Source organism: Arthrobacter phoenicis, from assembly GCF_047238215.1.
Taxonomy (GTDB): domain Bacteria; phylum Actinomycetota; class Actinomycetes; order Actinomycetales; family Micrococcaceae; genus Arthrobacter.
The window spans coordinates 521,450-537,496 of sequence record NZ_JBDFMK010000001.1; the positions used below are offsets into that span (position 1 = coordinate 521,450).

14 protein-coding genes are annotated in these 16,047 nt (G+C 70.2%); 3 read left to right on the forward strand and 11 right to left on the reverse strand.

The features are described from left to right. Window positions 1-6: 6 nt before the first annotated feature. Window positions 7-1,053 carry an L-threonine 3-dehydrogenase gene (gene tdh / locus ABC337_RS02420; RefSeq protein WP_412882520.1) on the reverse strand — a complete coding sequence of 349 codons (1,047 nt, stop codon included), beginning with the start codon at window positions 1,051-1,053 and terminating at the stop codon, window positions 7-9. A gap of 144 nt (window positions 1,054-1,197) precedes the next feature. Here tdh and ABC337_RS02425 point away from each other — a divergent pair, with 144 nt between their 5' ends. Next, window positions 1,198-2,106, forward strand: a complete 909-nt coding sequence (locus ABC337_RS02425; RefSeq protein ID WP_412882519.1) for a LysR family transcriptional regulator — start codon at window positions 1,198-1,200, stop codon at window positions 2,104-2,106. Window positions 2,107-2,129: 23 nt separating this feature from the next. Here ABC337_RS02425 and gatB read toward each other — a convergent pair whose 3' ends face one another. From gatB to ABC337_RS02445, 4 genes are all read right to left on the reverse strand, one after another. Continuing rightward, window positions 2,130-3,635 carry an Asp-tRNA(Asn)/Glu-tRNA(Gln) amidotransferase subunit GatB gene (gene gatB, locus ABC337_RS02430; RefSeq protein WP_412882518.1) on the reverse strand — a complete coding sequence of 502 codons (1,506 nt, stop codon included), beginning with the start codon at window positions 3,633-3,635 and terminating at the stop codon, window positions 2,130-2,132. Further along, entirely contained in the window at window positions 3,635-5,218 is a 1,584-nt protein-coding gene (gatA, locus tag ABC337_RS02435; RefSeq protein ID WP_412882517.1) for an Asp-tRNA(Asn)/Glu-tRNA(Gln) amidotransferase subunit GatA, read from the reverse strand. Before gatA ends, gatB begins: the two co-directional genes overlap by 1 nt. Window positions 5,219-5,221: 3 nt before the next feature. Continuing rightward, a complete protein-coding gene (gene gatC / locus ABC337_RS02440; RefSeq protein ID WP_011691167.1) occupies window positions 5,222-5,518 on the reverse strand; it encodes an Asp-tRNA(Asn)/Glu-tRNA(Gln) amidotransferase subunit GatC in 297 nt (98 codons plus the stop codon). Window positions 5,519-5,911: 393 nt separating this feature from the next. Beyond that, window positions 5,912-7,402, reverse strand: coding sequence for a CitMHS family transporter (locus ABC337_RS02445; protein WP_412883240.1), 1,491 nt, complete (start codon window positions 7,400-7,402; stop codon window positions 5,912-5,914). A 162-nt stretch (window positions 7,403-7,564) separates the two neighbouring features. Here ABC337_RS02445 and ABC337_RS02450 point away from each other — a divergent pair, with 162 nt between their 5' ends. Next, the gene (locus tag ABC337_RS02450) at window positions 7,565-9,301 is read left to right on the forward strand and encodes a sensor histidine kinase (protein WP_412882516.1); all 1,737 of its coding nucleotides are present in this window, start codon (window positions 7,565-7,567) and stop codon (window positions 9,299-9,301) included. Next, entirely contained in the window at window positions 9,294-9,959 is a 666-nt protein-coding gene (locus ABC337_RS02455) for a response regulator (protein ID WP_412882515.1), read from the forward strand. The genes ABC337_RS02450 and ABC337_RS02455 overlap by 8 nt, the downstream gene beginning before the upstream one ends. On the opposite strand, the gene ABC337_RS02460 is transcribed toward ABC337_RS02455, so the two are convergent. The 6 genes from ABC337_RS02460 to ABC337_RS02485 all read right to left on the reverse strand — a co-directional run bounded on the left by ABC337_RS02460 (window position 9,949) and on the right by ABC337_RS02485 (window position 15,998). Then, window positions 9,949-10,470, reverse strand: coding sequence for a hypothetical protein (locus tag ABC337_RS02460; protein WP_412882514.1), 522 nt, complete (start codon window positions 10,468-10,470; stop codon window positions 9,949-9,951). The genes ABC337_RS02455 and ABC337_RS02460 overlap by 11 nt on opposite strands. A 55-nt stretch (window positions 10,471-10,525) precedes the next feature. Then, on the reverse strand, window positions 10,526-11,029 hold the full coding sequence (locus ABC337_RS02465) for a GNAT family N-acetyltransferase (protein ID WP_290258445.1): 504 nt from the start codon (window positions 11,027-11,029) through the stop codon (window positions 10,526-10,528). Window positions 11,030-11,093: 64 nt separating this feature from the next. Continuing rightward, on the reverse strand, window positions 11,094-11,924 hold the full coding sequence (locus ABC337_RS02470; protein ID WP_412882513.1) for an inositol monophosphatase family protein: 831 nt from the start codon (window positions 11,922-11,924) through the stop codon (window positions 11,094-11,096). Then, the gene (gene ligA / locus ABC337_RS02475) at window positions 11,921-14,188 is read right to left on the reverse strand and encodes an NAD-dependent DNA ligase LigA (RefSeq protein WP_412882512.1); all 2,268 of its coding nucleotides are present in this window, start codon (window positions 14,186-14,188) and stop codon (window positions 11,921-11,923) included. Before ligA ends, ABC337_RS02470 begins: the two co-directional genes overlap by 4 nt. A 154-nt stretch (window positions 14,189-14,342) precedes the next feature. Further along, the gene (locus tag ABC337_RS02480) at window positions 14,343-14,609 is read right to left on the reverse strand and encodes a hypothetical protein (RefSeq protein WP_290257160.1); all 267 of its coding nucleotides are present in this window, start codon (window positions 14,607-14,609) and stop codon (window positions 14,343-14,345) included. An 87-nt stretch (window positions 14,610-14,696) separates the two neighbouring features. Then, entirely contained in the window at window positions 14,697-15,998 is a 1,302-nt protein-coding gene (locus ABC337_RS02485; protein WP_412882511.1) for an LssY C-terminal domain-containing protein, read from the reverse strand. Window positions 15,999-16,047: the final 49 nt, after the last annotated feature.

Genomic DNA, 16,047 nt, shown 5'->3' on the forward strand with positions numbered 1-16,047 from the left:
CGCGGCCTAGAAGGCGGTCCAGTCGAGGACGACCTTGCCGCCGACGCCGGCGCGGGCAATCTCGAAGCCCTTTTCCCAGTCGGCGGCGGGCAGGGTGTCGGTGACGACGGCGGAGATGTTCGCGTGCAGTACCGGGTTGGAGGAGAGCATGGCGCTCATGGCGTACCAGGTCTCGAACATCTCGCGGCCGTAGATGCCCTTCATGGTGAGCATGTGGGTGACCACCTTGCCCCAGTCGATGTCGATGGACTGGCTGGGCAGGCCGAGCATGGCGATCCGGCCGCCGTGGTTCATGTTCTCGATCATTTCCGGCAGGGCGGTGGGGTGGCCGGACATTTCCATGCCGATGTCGAAGCCCTCGCGCATGCTCAGTTCGCGTTGGGCGTCCTTGACCCGGGTGGTGGAGACGTCGATCGCGAGGTCGACGCCGAGCGTGCGGGCCAGGGTCAGGCGCGGGGCGGAGACGTCGGTGATGGCGATCTTGCGGGCGCCGGCGTGGCGGGCGACGGCGATCGCCATTAGGCCGATGGGTCCGGCGCCGGTGATCAGGACGTCCTCGCCGACCAGCGGGAAGCTCAGGGCGGTGTGGACGGCGTTGCCGAACGGGTCGAAGATGGCGCCGAGTTCGGGGGTGACGGAGGGGTCGTGGTGGACCCAGACGTTGGTTTCGGGGATGACGACGTACTCGGCGAAGGCGCCGTCGCGCTGGACGCCGACGCTGACGGTGTTGATGCACATCTGCTTGCGGCCGGCGCGGCAGTTGCGGCAGATCCCGCAGACGATGTGGCCCTCGCCGGAGACGCGGTCGCCGACCTTCACGTCCAGGACGTCCTCGCCGACCTCCACCACCTCGCCGTAGAACTCGTGGCCGGCGATAAGCGGGGCGTTGATCATGCCTTGGGCCCAGGCGTCCCAGGACTGGATGTGCAGGTCCGTGCCGCAGATTCCGGTGGTCATCACCCGGATCTTGACGTCCCCGGCCCCGGTCTCCGGTTCCGGCCGGTCAACGAGGTCGAATCCGGCGTGCGCGCCGGACTTGTAGAGAGCCTTCATGGGCCTGCCTTACTGTGCTGTTGCCGCCGGGGAGATGGCGAAGTGTGGGTCAACTCACCCCATTACAGCCGCCTAAATGCATTAGCACAACCGAAAATTTCTCAATCGACGATTTAGCATTTCCTTAGCCATAGGATGGTGGGCATGGAAATCCACCAGCTCGAAATGCTCCGCGAACTCGGCGCCCTGGGCAGCGTCAAGGCCGTCGCCGAAACCCTGCTGGTCACCCCCTCGGCGGTGTCCCAACAGCTGGCGGCGCTGCAGCGCTCCGTGGAGGTGCCGTTGACCCGCAAGGAGGGCCGGAACCTGGTGCTCACCGAGGCCGGGCAGGTGCTCGCCGACGCCGGGGCCGCCGTCGTCAGCGCCATGGCCGAGGCGCGGGCAGCGATCGGCGAGTACCACGGCTCCCCCGCCGCGCCGGTGACCCTGAGCGGGTTCCACAGCGCGGGGCAGGCGTTGTTCGCGCCGCTGGCCCGGCTGCTGGCGGGGCCGGGCCGGCCGGAGGTGCGGCTCTCCGACGAGGATGTCGCCCAGCAGGACTTCCCGGCCCTGACGGCGCGCTACGACCTGGTCATGGCGCACCGGATGGACCACAGCCCGCGCTGGCCCGAGGAGCGGGTGGCGGTGATTCCGCTGGCGCACGAACCGCTGGATGTGGCCCTGCCGGCGGGCCACCGGCTGGCCGGGCAGCGGGCGGTGAGCGCGGACGACGTCGTCGGCGAGCCCTGGGTGACCAGCCACGCCGGGTACTCCCCGGCGGACGTGCTCTCCGCCGTCGCGGCCGTGGCCAGCCGGGAGCTGAACATCGTGCACCGGATCAACGACTACTCGACCGTGGCGGCGCTGGTTGCCGCGGGCAGCGTGATCGGGCTGCTCCCCCGCCACACCGCCCGGCCGGTGCTGAACCCCTCGATCGTGCTCAAGCCGCTGGAGGGGATCAGCACCCGGCGCCGGATCGACCTGCTGGCCCGGCCGGAGAACCTTAAACGCCGATCGGTCATGATGGTCTGCGAGGCGCTGCAGACGATCATGACCGATCTGGTGGGTGGTTGAGCCAACTAACTGGTAGCCGGGACCTAGCTCTCGACGCCGAGGCGTTCCAGGATCAGCTCACGGACACGGCCGGCGTCGGCCTGGCCGCGGGTGGCCTTCATGACGCCGCCGACGATCGCGCCGATCGCCTGGACCTTACCGCCGCGGATCTTGTCCGCGACGTCCGGCTGCGCGGCGAGGGCAGCGTCGATGGCTTCGAGCAGCGGCCCGTCGTCGGAGACCACGGCGAGGCCGCGCTTCTCGACGATTTCCGCCGGGGTGCCCTCGCCGGCGAGGACGCCGTCCAGGACCTCGGAGGCCATCTTGTTGTTGATCTTGCCGGCTTCCACCATGGTGTTCAGTTCCACGATGGTGGCCGGGTTGACGCCCAGCTGGCCGGGGTCGACGTCGGCGTTCTTGGCGCGGCCGACGATCTCACCCATCCACCACTTGCGGGCCACCGTGGGGGTGGCGCCGGCTGCGATGGTTTCCTCGATCTCGTCCATGACGCCGGCGTTGACGACGTCGCGGAACTCCAGGTCGGAGTAGCCCCAGTCGGCCTGCAGGCGCTTGCGGCGGGCGGCCGGCGGCTCGGGCAGGGTGGCCCGGAGCTCCTCGACCCATTCGCGTGAGGCGACCACCGGCACCAGGTCCGGTTCCGGGAAGTAGCGGTAGTCGTCCGCGTCTGACTTGGGCCGGCCCGAGGTGGTGGAGCGGGTGTCCTCGTGCCAGTGCCGGGTCTCCTGGATGACCGGTTCACCGGAGTCCAGGACGGCGGCGTGCCGCTGGATCTCATAGCGGACGGCGTGTTCGACGGCGCGCAGCGAGTTAACGTTCTTGGTCTCGGAGCGGATGCCGAAGCGTTCGCGGCCGTGCGGGCGGAGCGAGACGTTGGCGTCGCAGCGGACGTTGCCGCGTTCCATCTTCGCGTCCGAGACGCCGAGGTTCTTGACGATCTCGCGGATCGCGGCGACGTAGGCCTTGGCCAGTTCGGGGGCGCGGCTGCCGGCGCCTTCGATCGGCTTGGTGACGATCTCGACCAGCGGCACGCCGGAGCGGTTGTAGTCCACGAGGGAGTAGTCCGCGCCCTGGATGCGGCCGGCGGCGCCGCCCATGTGGGTCAGCTTGCCGGCGTCCTCCTCCATGTGGGCGCGTTCGATCTCGACCCGGAAGACGGTGCCGTCGGAGAGCTCGATGTCCAGGTAGCCGTCGTACGCGATGGGCTCGTCGTACTGGGAGGTCTGGAAGTTCTTCGGGGTGTCCGGGTAGAAGTAGTTCTTCCGGGCGAAGCGGCAGGTCTCTGCAATCTTGCAGTTCAGCGCCAGGCCGATCTTGATCGAGGACTCGATCGCGGTCTTGTTCACCACGGGCAGGACGCCGGGCAGGCCCAGGTCCACCTCGTTGACGTTGGTGTTCGGCTCGTCGCCGAAGACGTTCGGCGCGGAGGAGAACATCTTGGTCTTGGTGTTCAGCTCGACGTGGACCTCGAAGCCGAGGACGGGATCGTACTTCTCCATCGCTTCTTCGAAGCTGAGGGTTGCGTCAGTCATTAGTGTGAACCTCCGTGGCTCAGGGCGGCGCCAGCCGCAGAAGAATCAGCCGAAGAAGAAGCGTCGGTCAGGTCGGGGGCCTTCGCCAGCAGGGGTCCGCCCCACTGTTCCTCGAGCAGCGACTCGAGCACGGCGCCCACGCGGTAGAGGCGGGCGTCCTGCCGGGCCGGTGCCAGCAGCTGGACGCCGACGGGCAGGCCGTCCTCATCCGCCAGGCCGCCGGGCAGGGACAGGCCGGGGACACCGGCCATGTTCGCCGGGATGGTGGCGACGTCGTTGAGGTACATCGCCAGCGGGTCGTCGAGCTTCTCGCCGAGCTTGAACGCCGTGGTGGGCGCCGTCGGGGAGATCAGCACGTCGGCCTGGGCGAACGCGGCGTCGAAGTCGCGCTGGATCAGGGTGCGCACCTTCTGGGCCGAGCCATAGTAGGCGTCGTAGTAGCCGGCGCTCAGGGCGTAGGTGCCCAGGATGATGCGGCGCTTGACCTCGTCGCCGAAGCCGGCGGCGCGGGTGGCGCCCATGACGCGTTCGATCGTCAGCGGACCCTCTTCGGGCAGCACGCGCAGGCCGAACCGGACGCCGTCGAACTTGGCCAGGTTGGAGGAGGCCTCCGAGGGCATGATCAGGTAGTAGGCGCCCAGGGCGTACTTGAAGTTCGGGCAGGAGACCTCGACGATCTCCGCACCGGCGCCCTTGAGCAGCTCGAGGGCCTCGTTGAAGCGATTCTCGACGCCGGCCTGGTAGCCCTCGCCGTGGAGTTCCTTGATGATGCCGATCTTCATGCCCTCGACGTTGCCGGTGCGGGCTGCGGCCACCAGGTCCTCCAGCGGGTCCGGGAGCGAGGTGGAGTCGCGCGGGTCATGGCCGCCGATCACCTGGTGCAGCAGGGCCGAGTCCAGGACGGTGCGGGAGACCGGGCCGATCTGGTCAAGCGAGGAGGCCATGGCAATCGCGCCGTAGCGGGAGACGCCGCCGTAGGTGGGCTTGACGCCCACGGTGCCGGTGACGGCGCCGGGCTGGCGGATGGAGCCGCCGGTGTCCGTGCCGAGGGCCAGCGGGGCCTCGAAGGCGGCCACGGCCGCGGCGGAGCCGCCGCCGGAACCGCCGGGGATGCGGTCCAGGTCCCACGGGTTGCGGGTGGGTCCGTAGGCGGAGTGCTCGGTGGAGGAACCCATGGCGAATTCGTCCAGGTTGGTCTTGCCCAGGATCGGCATCCTGGCCGCGCGCAGGCGCTCGACGACGGTGGCGTCGTAGGGACTGTGCCAGCCCTCGAGGATCTTCGAGCCGGCCGTGGTGGGCTGGCCGATGGTGACGATCAGGTCCTTGACGGCGATCGGGACGCCGGCGAGCACGTGCAGGGCCTCGGCTTCGGCGCCGCCGGCGGCGCGGATCGCGTCCACCTCGGCGGCGACGGCGAGGGCTTCCTCGCCATTGACGTGCAGGTACGCGTTGACCTGGCCGTCGACGGCGGCGATGCGGTCCAGGTAGGCCTGGGTGACCTCGACGGCGGTGACCTCGCGGGCGGCCAGCTTCTCGGCGAGCGCGGCGGCGGAGAGGCGGATCAGTTCGTTGGTGTCAGTCATGTCTTAGTCCTCATCCAAGATGGCCGGGACCTTGAAGCGGCCCTCGTACGCGTCGGGGGCGCCGGAGAGCGACTGCTCGGCCGTGAACGTGTGGCCGACGACGTCCTCGCGGAACACGTTGGTCAGCGGGATCGGGTGGGACGTGGCGGGGACGTCGTCCCCGGCGGCTTCACTGACGGACTTGACCGATTCGACGATGACGGCGAGCTCGCCGGCCATCCTGTCCAGCTCTTCAGCACTCATCTCGATGTGCGCGAGACGCGCGAGATGCGCGACGTCGTCGCGGTTGATCGCAGCCATGGATCTCCCCTGCAAGGTTCGGATTATTTTCCGTCCCAGTCTACGTGTCCCCACGCCCTCCAGCCGTCGGGCGTCGAGCCTCAGCCGCCTCACCTTCCCTCCTTCCCGCCGCCTCGCCTTCCGTTGGTGGGCCGGACGATCCTTTGGCTGCTCGCTCGTGCCTCGCTTAGACGCAGCCGGCAGGATGTCCGTCCCACCACCGGAGTGCCGCACTCACCAACGACGGCTGCCCGGCCCGGAGAATTTCCGAACCAGGCAGCCTGGATATCGTTGGTGGGTTTCCCGCCTGTCGTCGTCCGCTGCCAGCGGCAGCGCGGGGGCATTCGGAAGCGTGCGTCTAAGCGAGGAACGAGCGAGCACGCGGAGAATGTCCGCGTGATGCCGCGGAGAGTTTCAGCCGATGCCGATGGCTCCGGTGGCCATGCCTACTCCGAGCATGACCAGGGAGATGACGGCGGTGCGCCAGAGGACCTTCTTGTGGTGGTCGCCCAGGTCCACCTTGGCCAGGGAGACCAGCAGGAGGATGGCCGGGACCAGGGGGCTCTGCAGGTGGAACGGCTGGCCGGTGATGGAGGCGCGGGCCATGTCCGCTGCGCCGACGCCGTAGTGGGCGGCGGTTTCGCTCAGGACCGGGAGGACACCGAAGTAGAAGGCGTCGTTGCTCATGAAGAACGTCATCGGGATGCTCAGGATGCCGGTGATGACGGCCATCAGCGGCCCCATGTCGGACGGGATGATCTGCACCAGCCACTCGGACATGGCCTTGACCATGCCGGTGCCATTGAGGACGCCGGTGAGGACCGCGGCGGCCATGACCATGCTGACGACGGCGACGATCGAGGGTGCGTGGGCGATCAGCTGCGCGCTCTGCTCCTTGATCTTCGGGAAGTTGACCAGCAAGGCCACGGCCGAGCCGACCATGAACACGAAGGGCAGGGGCATGATGTTGGCCACGAGGGTCACCATGACGGCCACGGTCAGGGCCAGGTTGAACCAGAACAGCTTCGGCCGCAGGGTGGCCCGGTTCGGGTCCAGGGCGGTGTCCGCCATGGCGGAGTCCCGCTCGTCCACGAGGTCCTCGGTGCGCTCCAGGACGGCGACGCCGGAGCCACCGGCGGGGGCGGGGGCGCCGCCGGCCGGGGTGCCGTTGCGGCCGGCGCGGCGGCCGGAGGTGCCGGAACCAGTGGTGCCCGTGCCGCCGTCGGCCGTTCCGCCGAACTCAACGCCCTCGGCCCAGATCTCCGGGGCGGTGGCGCGGAGGCGGTTGCGTTCCTGCAGGCCCAGCAGCCAGGCGAAGACCATGACCACGGCCAGGCCGACAACCAGCGAGGGGATCATCGGGACGAACACGTCGTTGACGTCGAGCTTCAGCGCGGTGGCGGCGCGGGCGGTGGGACCGCCCCAGGGCAGGATGTTCATGGTGCCGTTGGCCAGGCCGGCCACGCAGGTGAGGACCACCGGGCTCATCTTCAGCCGCAGGTACACCGGCAGCATCGCCGCGGTGGTCAGGATGAAGGTTGTGGAACCGTCGCCGTCGAGCGAGACGGCCGCGGCGAGGATCGCGGTGCCCAGGACCACCTTGGCGGGGTCATTGCCGAGCTTGCGCAGGATGAACCGCACCAGCGGGTCGAAGAGCCCGACGTCGATCATAAGGCCGAAGTAGATGATGGCGAACATCAGCAGCGCGGCGGTGGAGGTCATCGACTTCATCGAGTCGAGCACCATGGGACCGATGCCCAGGCCCGCGCCGGCAAAGAGTCCAAAAATAGTGGGGACGATGATCAGCGCCAGCACCGGCGTCAGCTTCTTCGTCATGATCAGCACCATGAACACCGCGATCATGGCGAATCCGAGTATTACCAGCACAGCCGGCTCCTTCTTCAGTGGTCCGCACCACTCCGCTGTGATGCGCACTACAGACGTTAGGGTGGCGTGCGTCACGGTGATGCCTTTGCCGCATTTGATTGGCATACTGCTTGTTGGACGCATTGTGCTCATTTTGCTCACCACCCGATCGACGACGCCGGACCGCCCCAGGAGGCCGCCATGGGACCCCTCACGGGCCGCACTCCCCTGCGCTTCAGCACGCAGACGCTGCTGCTGCAGCTCGGCGTCGTGGCGCTGGTGGTGCTGCTCAGCGGCGCCGTCCATGCCTGGCTGACCTACGACCGGCTGGGCCGCGAGGCCGAAAACCAGGCCCTGACCTTGGCCCGCACGGTCGCCTCCGACCCCGGCGTCCGATCCGAGGTGCAGCAGATCAGCGCCCAGCCCGGCACCCCGCCGCCGGCCGAACTGCTCACCGGCCCGCTGATGGCCGCCGCGGAGGGCGCCCGCGCCCGGACCGGGGCACTTTTCGTGGTCATCACCGACGAGACCGGCCTGCGGCTGGCCCACCCCGACGCGGACCGGCTGGGCGAGCGGGTCAGCACCGACCCGTCCGAGGCGCTCTCCGGCAAGGAGGTCACCACCCGGAACACCGGCACCCTGGGCCCCTCCGCCGGCGCCAAGGTCCCCGTCTACGCTCCCGGCGCCGGGGCGCCGACGGGCCAGGTGGTGGGCGAGGTCAGCGTGGGCTACTCCACCGAATCAATCGGCCAGAGCCTGGGCCGGGACATCGCCCCGATCCTCCTCACCGCCGCCGGCGCCCTGCTGGCCGGGGTGCTGGCCTCCTTCCTGTTGCGGCACCGTCTGCGCCGGCTGACCCTGGGCCTGGAGCCGGAGGAAATCAGCACCCTGGTCCACGACCAGGTGGCGGTGCTGCAGGGCGTGGACGACGGCGTCATCGGCATCTCCGCCGACGGCCGGATCAGCGTGTTCAACGCGGCGGCCCGGCGGATGCTGGACCAGCCGGACCTGGCCGGCACCGCCTGGGCGGACGCCCCCGTCCCCGGCGCCCTGCACGCGCTGACCCGCGCGGACGCGGCCGAGGCGGACGCCGTCGAGGTGGTGGCCGGGGGCCGGTCCCTCGTGGCCAGCGCCCGCAAGGCCCTGCACGGGCGCGAGGACCTGGGCTGGGTGGTCATGCTGCGGGACCGCACCGAGCTCCAGCACCTGACCCGGCAGCTGGACGCCGTCGGCACCCTCTCCACCGCGCTCCGGGCGCAGCGGCACGAGTTCGCCAACCAGCTGCACACCATCGCCGGGTTCATGAGCATCGGCCAGCACCAGCAGGCCCGCGACTATCTGGCCAGACTGGCCGCCACCGGCCCGTTGAAGTTCCCGGTGGACCAGGCCGAGCTGCTGCAGGATCCCTACCTCCAAGCTTTCCTGGGCGCGAAGGGCGTGGAGGCGGACGAGCGCGGGGTCAGCCTACGCCTCGGCCCCGAGACCCTGGTCCGCGGCCAGGTGGTGGAGCCGCAGGACGTCACCACTGTGCTGGGGAACCTGATCGACAACGCCGTGAACGCCGCCGTCGCCGGGTCCGGCCCGGACCGCTGGGTGGAGGTGGAGGTGCTGGACGGCCCGGGTGCGGACGGCGCCGCCGGAACCCTGCATATCATCGTGGCCGACTCCGGCGACGGGCTCCCCACATCCGACGGCGGGGCCGATGCTGGCTCGGACGGGGTCTTCGCCGAGGGTTTCACCACCGCCCGGGCCCCGGCACGTGCCGGTGCCGGTCAGGGGCTGGGACTCGCCCTGGCCCGGCAGCTGGCCCGCCGCCGGGGAGGGGACGTCACCGTCCTGGACCGCGGCAGCCACGGCGGCCCGGGCGCCGTCTTCCTCGCCACCCTGCCCGGCACTACCGCCATGACCCCGAACCCCGAAGGAGGGGACGATGCCTGAGGACTTCCGCGTCCTGATCGTCGACGACGACTTCCACGTCGCGAAACTGCACGCCGCCTACGTGGACTCCGTGGCGGGCTTCCTGGCCCTGCCGCCGGCCGGCTCGGCGGCCCAGGCGCTACAGGCCATCCACAGCCTCCGCCCGGACCTGGTGCTGCTGGATGTGTACCTCCCGGACGCCTCCGGCCTGGACCTGCTGCACCAGCTGGATGTGGACACGATCATGTTGACCGCCGCCGCGGACACCGCTTCGCTGCGGGTGGCGTTCCGGCGCGGGGCGCTGGGCTACCTGCTCAAGCCGTTCACATCGGAGTCGCTCTCCCAGCAGCTGCGCTCCTACGCCCGGTACCGCCGGATCCTCACCCAGCCGGGCGCCGTGACGCAGGAAACCGTGGAGCGGGCGACACGGGCCCTCATGCCCGGAGACGTCACCGCCTCGGCCCGGCCGCGGTCCGCGACGGAGGCCGCCGTGCTGGACTCCCTCGAGCCCGGCGAGCAGTATTCGGCGGCGGAGGTGGCCACCCGGGTGGGCGTCTCCCGGGCCACGGCGCAGCGCTACCTGTCCTCACTGGCGGACGACGGCGCCGTCGAGATCCAGCTCCGCTATGGCAGCACGGGCCGCCCGGAGCACCGCTACGGGGTGGCCGTCAGCCGCTGATGCTGCCGCCGGCCCGGAAGGCATTCTTCCGCGCGTGTTCGTGAATGCGGCCCAGGATCTCCATTTGGGCGTGGCCGTCCTCGATCAGCCGCTCGTAGGTGGCAGGGTCGAGGCCGAGCTCGGCGGCGTGTTCCAGGATGGTCTGCCAGCCGCCGATCTTGCCGAGGACGGCCGCGCGCATGAGTTCGGACTCGAGCACCAGGGTCATTGGGGAACGGCCCACGATCCGGCCGTTGAGCTTCAGCCGGCCGGCGTGTTCGGCCAGCCAGGCCGCCGCCTGCCGGTGCGGGCGCTGAGGGACGCCGAGCTCGTGGATAAGGTTCCGGAGCAGCTCCCGCTCGCGGCTGACCTCGTCCACCAGTCGGGCGAGCTCGGTACGAAAGGGGGTGTCGGTGAAGTCTTTCGCCATCCGTTCCAGCCGGCCCAGCCCGGCCGTGGAGCCGGTGAGGTGGTCCGAGAGGTAGATGCCGAGGAGCTTCCGGTCGATGGTCTCGGGGATGCGGGGTGCCATGCTGGCCACCCTACCCGAGGGCGGCCGGCAGAGGTCCAGTGCTGGAGATCCCGAGTCAGAGATCGAGGCGGTAGACCAGCAGCTTGATCTGGGTGTCCGGGACGAACCAGTCCCGTTCCGGAACCCGCTGGAAGCCGGTCTTTTGATAAAGGCCGTGGGCGCTTTCCCAGGTCAGGCCGGTGGTGAGGGCCACGCCGGTGACGCCGGGCAGGGTCCGTGCGTGGTTGATGATGGCTTCGACCATGGCCTTGCCGGCGCCGCTGCGCTGCACGGCCGGGTCCACCACCAGCATCCGGAATTCCAGTTCGTCGGGCAGGGCGATGTCCGCGTACGGCTCCCCCGCGACGGCCAGGGTGACGGAGCCAATGACCTCGCCGGCGCGTTCGGCCACCCAGATGACGGCATTGTCGTTGCGCTCGGCGACCTTCCGGATCTGGCGCATGTAGGGGTGGTCGGCGTCGTCGAAGTACCCCGCGGCGAGGTAGGCGTCGGTGGTGATGCGGGCGACGGCGTCGAAGTCGGCCGGGACGGCGGGCCGGATGAGGATCTGCGAAGGCACCTGACAATGGTACGGGCAGCCGTGCGGGCCACCCGGCCAAACGCCCCTTTCCGTGACTGAGGTATCAGAGCGGGAAGGTGCCGGAGAGCTCCAGCGGCCCGGCGCAGGTCCAGGCACCCAGGCGTTCCTCGTCCGAGGGCCCGCCGTTCAGCACGCTGGTCAGCCGCGGCCGGCGGACCCAGCAACCGGCCTCCTCCGCGATCAGGGCGCCGGCGGCGAAGTCGTGCTCGTTCAGGCCGCGTTCGCCGTAGGCGTCGTGCGTTCCGTCTGCCACCAGGCAGAGGTCCAGCGCGGCGGAGCCCAGCCGGCGGACGTCGGCGAAGCCGCCCATCAGGTGCGCCAGGCCGGCGGCCTGCTCGGCGCGGACCGCCGGGTCGTAGCTGAAGCCGGTGGCCAGGATCTGGCCGGTCCTGCCCTGGACGGGTCCGTTCAGCGCGGTCCGGCGGCCGTTCTCCTCGAGCCAGGCGCCCTGGCCGCGGGATGCGTAGTAGACCCGGCCGAGTGCCGGGGCGTGGACCACGCCGGCCAGCCAGGCGCCGTCGGGCCCGGCGACCGCCACAGAGGTGGCGTAGTAGACGATGTTGCGGATGAAGTTGGTGGTGCCGTCCAGCGGGTCGACGGACCAGCGGTAGCCGCTGGAGTCGGCGGGCAGCACGGTGCCGCCCTCCTCGCCGGTGATGGTGTCCGTGGGCCGGGCGCCCGTGATGACGCCCCGGACCGCGGCCTCGGCGGCGAGGTCGAAGTCGGTGACCCAGTCCCCCGCGTCGCCCTTGTTGCTGACGCCCAGGTCCGCCGAGCTGCGGCCGGCCAGCACGGCGGCGCCGGCGGCGGCCGCCTCCCGGGCCAGGGCGAGGAACGCCTCCGGGTCGGGGAAGTTCGCGTCCGCCCCGCTCATTCGGCGTCGGCCCCGGCGTCAGCCTCCGCAACGGCCTCGCCGCCGACGCCTGCCGGTCCCTCGGCCAGCAGTGCCCGGAAGCCGTCCTCGTCCAGCACCGGCAGGCCCAGCTGCTCGGCCTTGTCCAGCTTGGTGCCCGCGTTCTCCCCGGCCACCACGTAGTCGGTGTTCTTTGAGACCGAGCCGGCGGCCTTGCCACCGCGGATCAGGATGGCTTCCTTCGCCTCGTCCCGGCTGAAGCCCTCCAGGCTGCCGGTAACCACCACGGTCAGGCCTTCCAGGGTGCGCGGAGTGGAGTCGTCGACCTCGTCCTCCATCCGCACGCCGTCCGCGGCCCAGCTGTCCACGATCTCGCGGTGCCAGTCCTCGGCGAACCATTCCTTCAGCGCCACGGCGATCACCGGTCCCACGCCGTCCACCCCGGCCAGTTCCTCCTCGGAGGCCTGCCGGATCGCGTCCATGCTGCCGAACGCGGTGGCCAGCGCACGGGACGCGCGGGGCCCCACGTGCCGGATGGAGAGGGCCACCAGCACGCGCCAGAGCGGCTGGGACTTGGCCTTCTCCAGCTCGGCGAAGAGCTTGACGGTGCTGGCCGTGGGCTTGGACGGGTTCTTGGCCGTGCCCTTGGTGTAGAAGTACGGAACCAGTTCGTATTCGCCGGTGCCCACGCCCTTGCTGCGCTTCTCGCGCCGGATCCGGACGTCCGCGAGATCCTCGGGGGTGAGGCGGAACAGGGCCGCCTCGCTGGTCAGTGGCGGGGTCTCGGGCTCGGTTGGCTGGGTGAGCGCGACGGCGGCCTCCCAGCCGAGCGCCTCGATGTCGAAGGCGCCGCGGCTGGCGACATGGAAGACGCGCTCGCGCAGCTGCGAGGGGCAGGACCTGGCGTTGGGGCAGCGGATGTCCACGTCGCCCTCCTTGCCCGGGGCCAGCGGCGTGCCGCAGGATGGGCATTCGGTGGGCATGACGAAGTCCCGGACCGGCGGGTCCTGCTGGTCCCGGAGCGCCAGGACCGGGCCGACGATCTCCGGGATCACGTCACCGGCCTTGCGAAGCACCACGATGTCGCCGATCTTGACGCCCTTGGCCTTGACCACGTCCTGGTTGTGCAGGGTGGCCATGCTGACGGTGGAGCCTGCGACCTTGACCGGCTCCATGATGCCGAACGGGGTGACCCGGCCGGTGCGGCCGACGTTGACGGCGATGTCCAGCAGCTTGGTGTTGACCTCTTCGGGCGGGTACTTGTACGCCACCGCCCAGCGGGGCACGCGGCTGGTGTAGCCGAGCGCCCGCTGGGTGGCGAGGTCGTCGACCTTGACGACGATGCCGTCGATCTCGTGGCTGAGGCTGTGCCGCTTGTCCCCGTAGCGTTTGATGAAGTCCAGCACCTCGGCCAGGCCGGGCAGGACCTCGAAGTAGGGGCTGGTGGGCAGGCCCCAGTCTGCGAGCTGGCGGTAGGTGTCAGACTGGCTCCGGGTCTGCAGGCCCTCGCGGGCACCGATGCCGTGGACGTACATTTTCAGCGGCCGCTTGGCGGTCTCGGCCGGGTCCTTTTGCCGCAGCGACCCGGCGGCGGCGTTGCGCGGGTTGGCCAGCGGGGCCTTGCCCTCGTTGATCAGGGCCTCGTTGAAGGCGGCGAAATCCTTGGACGGGATGAACACCTCGCCGCGGATCTCCATCTCCGCGGGGAAGTCCGTGCCGGTGAGCCGCTGCGGGATTTCCTTGATGGTCAGGACGTTATGGGTGATGTCCTCGCCGGTGGTGCCGTCGCCGCGGGTGGCGGCGCGGACCAGGACGCCGTCGCGGTAGAGCAGGTTGACGGCCAGGCCGTCGATCTTGAGTTCGGTAAGCCACTGCGGCGGGGTGCCGCCGTTGCCGATTTTGGCGATGCCGGCCTCCGCCTTCGCGATCCAGGCCTCCACTTCCTGGACCGAAAAGACGTCCTCGAGGCTGTACATGCGGGTGAGGTGCTCGACGGCGGTGAACGCGGCGGAGACCTCGCCGCCCACCTCCTGGGTGGGCGAGTCGTTGGCGACCAGCTCGGGGTGGGTGGCCTCGAGCGTCTCCAGCCGCCGGTAGAGTTCGTCGAACTCGGCGTCGGAGATGACCGGGGCGTCCTCCTGGTAGTACGCGAAGCGGTGCTTGCGGACCTCCTCGACCAGCTGCTCGTACTCCTCGCGGATGGCCTCGGACGGGACGGCGCCGCCGTCGCTGCCGGGGGCGGTGGCCGTGGATTCGCTGTCTGCTGCGGTCTTCGCTGTGCTCACAGACCTATCCTGCCTTAGAACACTGACATTGTGGCGGCCTGGAAAAATTGTCAGGCCCCGGAAAAGCCGTCCGGCCCAGGGATGCGTCAGGCCCGGACGCGGGTGCGTCCGGGCCTGACGGTACTTCCTACGCGGGCCGTGCCCGCGAGAGCTGTTAGCGGGCGGAGGCGCTCTGCTGCTCGGTGGCGTTGCGGACCGCCTGCTGGCCGGCCTGCTGCAGCGCCTGGGACACCCGGGTCAGGGCCGCGACGTGCTCGCCGTTCCACTCGCTGCGGAACTTCTCCGCGTCCGGACCCATCCACTGCGTACCGGCCAGGACCTTGGTCAGCATCGACTTCTGGTTATCGATTTCCTGCGACCCGGCCTGCAGCTTGGACCCCAGCGCCTTCAGCTGATCAACATCTGCACCCCAAATAGCCATGCGAAAAATCTCCTTAGATCGTCGGACCCGAACCTCTCGGCGTCCCCAGCGGCCCCCGGCTGATCCGGAAGTTCCTATGCCAAGAACCTACCCTGCCGCCTCCGCGAGCGTCGATGGGGACCCCTGCCCATGGACCCTCCGGGCGTAGGTGAGGGAGCGCCGGCTGGTGAGGGCGATGATCAGCAGGATGTCCAGGGACAGGCCCACCAGGTTGGTCTGGAAGGTCACGGCGGGTCCGCCGGTGAGCACGTCGACGGCCTGGGCGATGATGGCAAGGGCGCTGAGCAGCATGGTGGCCACGCGGGCGCGGTTGCCGCCGCGGAGCACGAACCAGCCCAGCGCGAGCTCGGCCAGGCCGAACACGGCGATCACCGCGACGACTACCGGCAACTTTTCCCCGGCGCGGTCCGCCAGCGGCAGCGAGCCCGGGTCCGAGACGGCCATCAGGGCCGCGAGCGCCAGGGCGGCCAGGCCGCGGAGGACGGCGAGCCCGACGCCGAAGAGGGTGGGCGCGGGCGGCCGTGCGGGCGTCACGGCGGGCGGCGGCGCCGCCCCGGCGTCGGCCGTGACCCCGGTGAGGTCGACGACGGGAAGGTGCCCGTCGGTGGAGATGGTGTCTCCCCCGCCGTTGCGGGAGTGGTAGCCGGAGGAGAAGTCGCGCAGGATCCGCACCCCGACGGCCGGGTCGGCGGCACGCAGGCTGGCCAGGACGAAGTCCCGTTCCCGGTCGATGTCCTCCTCGATTTTGTGGGTGACCTGCAGGGTGAAGAGGGACAGGCCGACGGAGCGGTCGTAGGTGCCGGCGGCCACCCAGTCCACGGCGGCGCCGCCGGGCAGGACCCAGCCGGGCGGGCAGCGCCAGAACCGGATGTGGTGCCGCTTGCCCGGGTTGCCGTCCACCTCCTGCTGGTAGGCGAAGTCCTGCTGCCGGCCGAAGAGGAACAGCGGGCTGACCGGCGCCTCGTCGTAGCTGCGGCGGGTGAGGGTGGCGGTGATGATGCGCCGGCTGCTGGCCAGGTCGACGGGGTCGGCCAGGGTCCAGCCGGCCCGGCGCATGGCGGTGTGGACCTGTGCCGGGGAGCCGAGCAGCGCCACGTTCACCGGATCCCCCAGCAGGCCGTCGCTGGTCCGGGCGCGGCCGATGAAGTAGTCGGGCAGGTAGATGCGGGTGAGGATCCGGTGCAGCCGGGGCAGCACCAGGTACGCGAGCGCGGCCCAGAAGACGACGGCGAACCAAGCCCGGCTCCAGTCCAGGCTCGCCTCAAACAGGATGCTTGCCAGCCACAGGGCAGCCACACCGCTGAAGACGAAGAGAGTGTTGTCCAGTGCCGTGTCGCCGTCGGGGGCCACCCTCCGCGCGGCCACCGCCCGATTCCGTACCCGGGTCATGCCCACACCCTACCGCCGGAGACGACACTGCGTCCCGGCGGTAGGGCGA